This is a genomic window from Shinella fusca, from assembly GCF_014203155.1.
Lineage (GTDB): Bacteria > Pseudomonadota > Alphaproteobacteria > Rhizobiales > Rhizobiaceae > Shinella > Shinella fusca.
This window is the reverse complement of sequence record NZ_JACHIK010000029.1, coordinates 23,966-30,562: the sequence shown is the minus strand read 5'-3', so window position 1 is coordinate 30,562 and position 6,597 is coordinate 23,966. Positions and strand designations below refer to the sequence as shown.

At 66.7% G+C, this 6,597-nt stretch carries 8 protein-coding genes; 4 read left to right on the top strand and 4 right to left on the bottom strand.

From position 1 onward, the window contains the following. Positions 1–125: 125 nt before the first annotated feature. Both HNQ66_RS22895 and HNQ66_RS22890 read right to left on the bottom strand, forming a co-directional pair. Positions 126–815: an HAD family hydrolase gene (locus HNQ66_RS22895; RefSeq protein WP_184147144.1), complete on the bottom strand. Its 690-nt coding sequence runs from the start codon at positions 813–815 to the stop codon at positions 126–128. A gap of 315 nt (positions 816–1,130) precedes the next feature. Further along, positions 1,131–1,808, bottom strand: a complete 678-nt coding sequence (locus HNQ66_RS22890; protein WP_184147142.1) for an ArsR/SmtB family transcription factor — start codon at positions 1,806–1,808, stop codon at positions 1,131–1,133. 71 nt (positions 1,809–1,879) lie between these two features. On the opposite strand from HNQ66_RS22890, the gene HNQ66_RS22885 reads away from it, so the two are divergent. From HNQ66_RS22885 to HNQ66_RS22875, 3 genes are all read left to right on the top strand, one after another. Next, a complete protein-coding gene (locus tag HNQ66_RS22885) occupies positions 1,880–2,185 on the top strand; it encodes an NIPSNAP family protein (protein ID WP_184147140.1) in 306 nt (101 codons plus the stop codon). Then, entirely contained in the window at positions 2,182–2,529 is a 348-nt protein-coding gene (locus HNQ66_RS22880) for an antibiotic biosynthesis monooxygenase family protein (RefSeq protein WP_184147138.1), read from the top strand. The genes HNQ66_RS22885 and HNQ66_RS22880 overlap by 4 nt, the downstream gene beginning before the upstream one ends. 278 nt (positions 2,530–2,807) lie before the next feature. Then, positions 2,808–3,938, top strand: coding sequence for a site-specific DNA-methyltransferase (locus HNQ66_RS22875; protein WP_184147136.1), 1,131 nt, complete (start codon positions 2,808–2,810; stop codon positions 3,936–3,938). A 314-nt stretch (positions 3,939–4,252) separates the two neighbouring features. Here HNQ66_RS22875 and HNQ66_RS22870 read toward each other — a convergent pair whose 3' ends face one another. Together HNQ66_RS22870 and mutY are read right to left on the bottom strand one after the other, a co-directional pair. Continuing rightward, positions 4,253–4,870, bottom strand: a complete 618-nt coding sequence (locus tag HNQ66_RS22870; protein ID WP_184147134.1) for an HAD family hydrolase — start codon at positions 4,868–4,870, stop codon at positions 4,253–4,255. Next, entirely contained in the window at positions 4,867–5,961 is a 1,095-nt protein-coding gene (gene mutY, locus HNQ66_RS22865) for an A/G-specific adenine glycosylase (RefSeq protein WP_184147132.1), read from the bottom strand. Before mutY ends, HNQ66_RS22870 begins: the two co-directional genes overlap by 4 nt. Positions 5,962–6,086: 125 nt before the next feature. Between mutY and HNQ66_RS22860 the strand changes: the two genes are divergently transcribed. Beyond that, positions 6,087–6,593 carry a DciA family protein gene (locus tag HNQ66_RS22860; protein ID WP_184147130.1) on the top strand — a complete coding sequence of 169 codons (507 nt, stop codon included), beginning with the start codon at positions 6,087–6,089 and terminating at the stop codon, positions 6,591–6,593. Positions 6,594–6,597: the final 4 nt, after the last annotated feature.

Below are 6,597 nucleotides of genomic sequence, written 5' to 3'. Positions count from 1 at the left end.
CAACCCGAGGGAACGGCCACCTGCCTGCATCGGCCGGGATGCGCATCCCGGCCGATGCAAGCAAGTAAACCACATCTCATCCACACAAGCCCGAGCACGACGAAGGAGAGGTTTGGCGCAAGGCCTCAGATCGCCTCGCTCCACTCGGCCAGCGCGGCGATGACGTCCGGCAATTCGCTCATGCGCGAGATCACGGTCTCGGCGCCGGCTTCCGTCAGGCGGTCGGCGTGGGAGGGGTAGGTGTGCGAGGCGCCGGTGAAGCCGACGACGCGCATGCCGGCGGCGCGTGCGCCGGCGATGCCGTGCACGGAATCCTCGACGACCAGCGTGCGGGCCGGGTCGGCGCCGAACTGCTTTGCGCCGTGCAGGAAGATGTCCGGCTTCGGCTTAACGCGGTCCGGGCCGAGATCCTTGGCCGAATAGATGTGCGGGGTGAAGATTTCCCGCAGCCCGACCTTGCCAAGCATCATGTCGAGCCGGTGCGAGGCGGAGTTGGAGCAGATGCAATAGGGCTTGCGAAGGCGCGACAGCATCGCCTTGACGCCGTCGATGACCTGAACGTCCCGGGCAAGGCGCGCGTCGAGCAGCTTTTCCGACTTGTCGAGCAGCGAGGCGGAGAGCGGAATGGAGGCCTCGCGCTCGATGGTGAGCAGGATGTTGTGCCAGGTCATGCCGGCGAAGCGCTCGCCCATCTCTTCCACGCCGATCGGATAGCCCGCCTCGGTGAGCAGGCCCGATTCCACTTCCGCCGCGATGATTTCCGAATCGACGAGCACGCCGTCGCAATCGAAGATGATGAGATCGAAACCGTTCATGACCTGTTGTCTTTCAAGAATGCGCTTGTCGCCGCAAGGGGAGAGGGAAAGGGCGCGTTTCGCCCGGAAAGCCGCCGGTTCCCTACACGAAAGGGGGTGCGGGGACAATTGCCGATTGGGGAAGAGAGCTATGCGAGGGGCGTAGTCCGGCAAAGTGCCCCTCATCCCGCTGCCGCGACCTTCTCCCCGCAGGCGGGGAGAAGGGGACTGCCGGGCCGTTTTCCCCAGGTCCCGTGAGACGGGAAGCCCGTGCCACACATCCCTTCGCCCCGCTTGCGGGGAGAAGGTGGCCGGCAGGCCGGATGAGGGGCGATCCTACCCGAAAGCCGCCGTGAACCGCCGCTCGCCCTCGGCGGTGAAGCGCACGGCGCGGCTGTCCTTTTCGCGCCTCGCCCAGCCGTCGGCGATGAAGCGGGCAAGCAGGGCCTCGCCGAGCGAGCCGGCAAGGTGCGAGCGGCGCTCGCTCCAGTCGAGGCAGGTGCGGCAGACGGGGCGGCGCTGCGCCTTCAGCGCCGTGATATCGATGCCCAGCGCGGCGATGCGCGCCTCGCCGGAGGGTGTCAGCGCGGCCTCCTCGCCGTCGAGCGTCACGTCGCCGTCGGTGATCAGCCGGTCGAGCATGCGTACGCCGAAATCGCCGGCAAGGTGGTTGTAGCAGACGCGCGCCTTCCTCAGCGCCGGGTCCTTGGGGCCGGGGCGGGTGCGAAGGTGGCCGCGCCCCGCGGCAAAGCCCATGATGTTTTCCAGGAGCAGGCCCACCTCGTTGTCGGCGAGCGTGAAATAGCGGTGCCGGCCCTGCTTGCGCTGGGTGACGAGCCCGCCGGCCTCCAGCTTGGAAAGGTGGGAACTGGCGGTCGGCAGCGTGATGCCGGCCGCGCCGGCAAGCTCGCTCGCCGTCAGCGCCTGTCCGCCCATCAGCGCGGTCAGCATGTTGGCGCGGGCGGGATCGCCGATCAGCGCGCCGATCTGGGAAATGTCCGGTCCTTCTTTCATACTTCGATGGTAACCGAAGCATTCGCGCCGGGCAATATGGGAAAAGGGGGCATCGCAACAAGGAGACGACGATGATCACCTGCTTCATCCGCTACGAGATCGACCCGTTCGGCAAGGACGCCTTCGCCGCCTACGCCCGCAACTGGGGCGAGGCGATCCCGCGCTGCGGGGCGGATCTCATCGGCTATTTCGGCCCGCACGAGGGCTCGGCCACCACCGCCTACGGCGTCTATTCCATCGAGAACCTCGCCGCCTACGAGGCCTATCGCGCGCGCCTTGCCGCCGATCCGCTCGGCCGGGAGAACTACGCCTTCGCCCGCAAGGAGCGCTTCATCCTCAAGGAGGACCGCATCTTCCTGAAGAAGGTGTCGTCATGATCGCGGTCATCTTCGAAGTGGTGCCGGCGCCCGGCCGGATGGACGCCTATCTCGACACGGCACGGGACCTGCGTCCCCTGCTCGACGAGGTGGACGGCTTCCTCTCCATCGAGCGCTTCCGCAGCCTCACCGATCCGACGCGGCTGCTCTCGCTCTCCTTCTGGCGCGACGAGGAGGCGGTCAGGGCCTGGCGCACGACCGAGGAACACCGCGCCGCCCAGGCCGCCGGCCGCAACGGCGTCTTCGACGCCTACCGCCTGCGCATCGCCAGCGTCGTCCGCGACTACGGCCTCAACGACCGCGACGAGGCGCCGGCGGACAGCCGGGCGTTCCACGCGGCGTAGCGGGGAGATCGCATAGGAATTGAAGACCCCTCCCTAAATCCCTCCCCACAAGGGGGAGGGACTTAACGTGCCTCCCTCTTGGCGTTCCATTTTGAACGATGAACAAGCCTTCTGCTTTCTCCCCCCTTGTGGGGGAGATGACGGCAGGCAGAGAGGGTCTTTGCCTCGCACTCGCGCATTTCGCTTTTTCTCCGGAACCTTCAGCCTTTGGTAACCATCTTCGGTAACCATAAGCCCCATCAAGTTCCGTTCCGAGTAAGCGTATCAGCGAGTATCAAATGCCATCTGTTCTTTCGCTTGCAGACGTCTCCCGTTCGCCCCGCAAGAGCGGCTGGCTCGACACCATCATCAAGGGAGACTGCGTCGCCGCGCTCGAAGCGCTGCCGGACCAGTCCGTCGACGTCATCTTCGCCGATCCTCCGTACAACCTCCAGCTCGGCGGCATGCTCACGCGGCCGGACCAGAGCCTCGTCGACGCCGTCGATGACGAATGGGACCAGTTCGCCTCCTTCGAGGCCTACGACGCCTTCACGCGCGCCTGGCTGCTCGCCTGCCGCCGCGTGCTGAAGCCCTCCGGCACGATCTGGGTCATCGGCTCCTACCACAACATCTTCCGCGTCGGCGCGACCCTGCAGGACCTCAATTTCTGGATCCTCAACGACGTCATCTGGCGCAAGACGAACCCGATGCCGAACTTCAAGGGCCGCCGGTTCCAGAATGCGCACGAGACGCTGATCTGGGCGACGCGCGATCCCAAGGCCAAGGGCTACACCTTCAACTACGACGCCATGAAGGCCGCCAACGACGACGTGCAGATGCGCTCGGACTGGCTGTTCCCGATCTGCAACGGCGGCGAGCGGCTGAAGGATGCCGACGGCAAGAAGGTGCATCCGACCCAGAAGCCGGAAGCCCTGCTCGCCCGCATCCTGATGGCCTCCACAAAGCCCGGCGACGTGGTGCTCGACCCGTTCTTCGGCTCCGGCACGACCGGCGCGGTGGCAAAGCGCCTCGGCCGCCATTTCGTCGGCATCGAGCGCGAGCAGGACTATATCGACGCGGCCCGCGCGCGCATCGATGCGGTCGAGCCGCTGGGCTCGGGCACGCTTTCCGTGATGAGCGGCAAGAAGGCCGAACCGCGCGTCGCCTTCAACACGCTCATCGAGAGCGGCCTGATTGCGCCCGGCACCGTTCTGACGGATGCGCGCCGCCGCCACAGCGCCATCGTGCGCGCCGACGGCACGCTCGCCTCGGGCAGCGATGCCGGCTCCATCCACCGGCTCGGCGCCAAGGTGCAGGGGCTCGACGCCTGCAACGGCTGGACCTTCTGGCATTATGCGGACGGGGCGGAGCTGAAGCCGATCGACGCGCTGCGCGCCGTCGTGCGCGCCGGCATGGCCGGCCTCGAATAGGCCGGCCCACCCTTATAACGGTTTCTCCAGCTGCGGCCTCCGGTGTTCCCTGCACCGGGGGCTGTGGCTTTTTGGAAAGGCGCGTCCTCCCCAACTTCCGCATGCGCCATTCAGGTGATCTTAACCATCGAAGGCTTAGTGTTCCCTGGCAAACACGTCGGGCCAAGCAACGGAAATCGTTGCGGAAAGCCAGGGCCGATCAACCGGCCGGGCAGGCCGGATATCGCTTTTCCGGTTTTTGTACCTTCAGTCCCGGAAATGCGAAAACGCCCGGAGCCCGCAAGGCTCCGGGCGTTTCGGTTTCGGGGGCTTGCTCAAAGCGCGATACCGTGCGCGGCAAGGTCGCTCTTCAGCTTTTCCGGATCGGTGAACTGCACCGCGTTCCAGCCGGCCATCCGCGCGCCTTCGACATTGGCGGCGGAATCGTCGATGAAGAGCGTGTGGGCCGGCGTCAGGCCGAAATCGTTGGCGTGCTTCTCGTAGATCGCAAGGTCCGGCTTGAGAAGGCAGACCTCGCCGGACACCGTCACGCCGCGCGGCATGTCGAGGAAGGGGTAGAGCTTCCTCGCCTCCTTGAACGTATCGGCCGCGAAATTGGTGAGCATGGTCACGTCGTGGCCCTGCTGGATCAGCGTCTCCATGATCGCCACGCTCTCCACATAGGCGTGCGAGACCATCTCGTGCCAGTATTTGCGGAAGGCGCGGATATGCTCCGTGCGGTCGGGATGCGCCTCGATCAAGAGCGCCTCGGCCTCTTCCCACTTGCGTCCGCGGTCCTGCTCCAGGTTCCAGTCGTGCGTGCAGACATTGGCGAAGAACCAGTTGCGCTCCGCATCGTCCGGGATGAGGCGGCTGAAGGGGATATGCGGATCGTAGTGGATCAGCACCCTGCCGATGTCGAAAACGATGTGTCGGATGTCGATGCTGCTCATGCTTTCCTCGCCTTTTCGAATGCGTCGGGTATTGCCTGTCGTATGGCCTTCTTCATGACGGTCGGCAGCGCCTCGCCGTCGAGCGTCTCCTTCGGCTGCCACCAGCCGCCGTCCGTGGCCGCATTCCGCAACACCTTGGAACGGTAGACCGCAAGGCGCAACTCGAAATGCGTGAAGACATGGATGACGGTGCCGCAGGCCTGCCAGTCGGCGGCAAAGGGCGCGGCGGCGGGGCCGCTCTCGCCGTCGGTGCGCGCCGTCCAGGCGCTGCCCGGCACCTCCGTCATGCCGCCGAGAAGCCCGCTTTCCCCCCGCTTGCGCAGGAACACGGCGCCCGTCTCGTCCTCGGCCACGAAGGCCGCGCCGAGCCGCACCGGCTTTTCCTTCTTCGCCGCCTTGCGCGGGTAGAGCTCGGGATCCTCCCGGCCGAGCACGCGGCAGGCGGCATTGAGCGGACAGAGCGCGCAGGCCGGCCGGCGCGGCGTGCAGATCGTCGCGCCGAGGTCCATCATGGCTTGCGCGAAATCGCCCGGCCGGTCCTCCGGCGTCATGGCGGCGACGAGCGCGCGCATGTCCGGCTTTGCCGCCGGCAGGGGCGTCTCGACGGCGTGGAGGCGCGAGATGACCCGCTCGACATTGCCGTCGAGCACGGCGCTCTTGCGGTTGAAGGCGATGGCGGCGATGGCCGCGGCCGTATAGTCGCCGATGCCGGGCAGGGCCTTCAGCCCTTCCTCGGTGTCGGGAAAGACGCCGCCGTGCCCGAAGGCGACGGCCTCGGCGCATTTTTTCAGGTTGCGGGCGCGCGCATAATAGCCGAGCCCCGCCCAGGACTTCATGACGTCCTCGGTATCGGCCGCGGCAAGGTCCGCCACGGTCGGCCAGCGCGAGGTGAAGAGCGCGAAATAGGATTTGACCGCCTGCACGGTCGTCTGTTGCAGCATGACCTCGGAAAGCCAGACCCGGTAGGGATCGGCCCGTTCGCCGCGCGCGGCCATCGGCGGGCTCACCCGCCAGGGCAGGTCGCGATGGTGCCGGTCGTACCAGGCGAGAACGAGGTCGGCGGACGCCGTGGTCCGGTGGGGCTTGGTCATGTCTTGCCTGAACGGGAAACGGCTGCACACTTCGCTGGAATGCTCTATAACTGGCCGAGCGCGCCGCGATCTTCAAGGTCGAGCACGGCGAATGCAGGAATATTTTCCCGAACGGGAGCAGGATTGTGAATAGGAAGGCGCCCCGGCGCGGCATCGTCCAGATCAGCGAAGTGGCGAACGGCCTCATCGACCCCGTTCTGGCGCGCCGCGCCGGCATCAATACCATGCTGCTCGGCTCGTGGGACGAGATCGCCGGCATGGACTTTGCCGAATGCACCCGGCCGGAGCGCATCACCTGGCCGCGCCGCGCCTCCGAAATGGCGGGCGAGGGGGAGAAGTACCAGCCGGGCGTGCTGACGATCGCCTGCGAGGGCGCGCGCGCGCTCTTCCTCAGCCACCAGCAGGGCGAGATCGTCCAGCGCATCAACGGCTTCTTCGGCTTCCCGGCCATCAACCAGGTGAAGATCGTGCAGAAGCCGGTGACGCCGCAGGCGCGCCATCGCCCGAAACCGCGCCCGCTCACCGGCGAGGCCGCCCGCCATCTCGACGGGCTCGTCGAGGGCATCGAGGGCGACGCGCTGAAGGCGGCATTGACGCGGCTCGGCACGGCCGTGCTCGGCCGGCGCCGCTAAAACG